The 630-nt window shown below is 64.3% G+C and carries 1 protein-coding gene; it reads right to left on the bottom strand.

Annotated elements, in window-relative coordinates:
• Positions 1-630, bottom strand: a 630-nt coding sequence (locus EHO50_RS43845) for an ABC transporter permease (RefSeq protein WP_164905132.1), incomplete at both ends; no start/stop codon positions are given.

The following is a 630-nucleotide window of genomic DNA, read 5'->3' as shown; positions in this document are numbered from 1 at the left end:
GAACAGCTGGTGCATGCCGACGAACCAGGCACCGAACCCGACCAGCATGAACAGCGAGATCTTGGTGAAGGTCACCGGGACGCCTACGGCCCGGGAGGACTCCTTGTTGCCGCCGACCGCGAAGATCCAGTTGCCGTACTTCGTGCGCAGCAGCACCCAGGTCGCCAGCGCCGCGAAGACCAGCCACCACACCACGGTGACCTTCACCTGCACACCGCCGACGTCGAAGGACGAGGCGAAGACCGCCTTGGCCTGCTCGAAGCCGTCCATGTTGCTGATGTCGTCGGTGGCGACGTTGTCGGTGATCAGCTTGGTCACCGCGAGGTTCACGCCCTGCAGGATCAGGAACGTGCCCAGGGTGACCAGGAAGCTCGGCAGCCCGGTCTTGACCAGCAGCCAGCCGTTGAACAGACCGATCGCGAGGGACACGATCAGGGCGACGATCACACCGACCCAGACGTTCATGCTCAGCTGGTAGGCGGTCATGCTCGCGGTCAACGCCGAGGTGATCACGGCGACACCGGAGGACAGGTCGAACTCGCCGCCGATCATCAGCAGCGCGACCGGCAGAGCCATGATCCCGATGGTCGACGACTGGTACAGGATGTTCGCCATCGAGCTGCCGTCACG

The organism is Streptomyces cyaneus (assembly GCF_004028635.1).
Lineage (GTDB): Bacteria > Actinomycetota > Actinomycetes > Streptomycetales > Streptomycetaceae > Streptomyces > Streptomyces cyaneus.
This window is presented reverse-complemented; position numbering and strand designations above follow the sequence as displayed.